The organism is Bifidobacterium sp. UBA6881, assembly GCA_002451435.1.
Lineage (GTDB): Bacteria > Actinomycetota > Actinomycetes > Actinomycetales > Bifidobacteriaceae > Bifidobacterium.
On the sequence record DKCF01000010.1, the window covers coordinates 8134 to 9364 of the forward strand.

Genomic DNA, 1231 nt, shown 5'->3' on the forward strand with positions numbered 1-1231 from the left:
ATGCAGCGTCTCAAGGCGCGCCTGTCCAAGTCCGGCAACCCGTTCGGCAAGGCCCTGTTCAACATCCTCGCCAAAGATCAGCTCTCCGAAGCCGACTGGGAGGACGTCGAAGACACCCTGCTGCTCGCCGATGTGGGCGCGGAAGCCAGCGAACAGCTGGTGGACGAGCTGCGCAACGACGCACGCATCGCGGGCCAGTCCGATCCGGCCGAAGTGCGCGCGGCGCTCAAAGACAAGCTGCTCAAGCTCGTCGGCACCGATACCGACCGCCGCCTCAACGCCAACAAGGAGAATGCGAACAAACCGAGCGTCATCATCATGGTCGGCGTGAACGGCACCGGCAAGACCACCACCGCGGGCAAGCTCGCCCGTCTGTTCGTGGCCGATGGCAAGAAGGTCATGATGGGCGCGGCCGACACCTTCCGCGCGGCGGCCGCCGACCAGCTGGAGACGTGGGGCGACAAGGTGGGCGTGCCGGTCGTGCGTTCCGACAAGGACGGCGCAGACCCGGCCTCCGTCGCGTTCGAAGCCAGCGCCAAGGCCAAGGAAGAGAACGCCGACGTGCTCATCATCGACACCGCCGGCCGTCTGCAGAACAAGTCCAACCTGATGGACGAGCTCGGCAAGATCCGCCGCGTCACCGAAAAGAACCTGCCGGTGGACGAAGTGCTGCTCGTGCTCGACGCCACCACCGGCCAGAACGGCATGACCCAGGCCAAGGTGTTCGCCGAGGCGATCGGCATCACGGGCGTCGTGCTCTCGAAGCTCGATGGTTCCGCCAAGGGCGGCATCGTGATCTCCGTGCAGAAGGAGCTTGGCGTGCCCGTGAAGCTCGTCGGCCTGGGCGAAGGTCCGGACGACCTCGCGCCGTTCGATCCGGAAGGCTTCGTCGACGGCATCCTCGCCTGACGTCCATCTCCATTCCGCAGCGACAACGCCTCCCGACACCGGGAGGCGTTGTCGCGTTATCGAGACAATCAAATGTCCGATGCCTCGGAACCGGACATTCAGGAATCGGGATCCCCTCGGTCATCCGGCAACGGCGGTTTTCGCATCTTGCGTTATTGCGCGACCGTCGCACCGGCCGCGGTGTCCGCCACCGGCACTTTGCGGATCGTCAGCTTCAGCAGCAGCGGCGCGACCAGCGTCACCAAAGAGATGATGAAGATGATCGTCGAATAGTATTCGTTGCCGAGCACATGCTCGCTGAATCCGATCTGCGCGGTGATCA

The 1231-nt window shown here is 64.3% G+C and carries 1 protein-coding gene; it reads left to right on the plus strand.

Going from position 1 to position 1231, the window contains the following annotated elements:
• Nucleotides 1-909, plus strand: a 909-nt coding sequence (ftsY, locus tag B3C64_RS00785) for a signal recognition particle-docking protein FtsY (RefSeq protein ID WP_291533057.1), incomplete at its 5' end; no start/stop codon positions are given.
• Nucleotides 910-1231 lie beyond the last annotated feature (322 nt).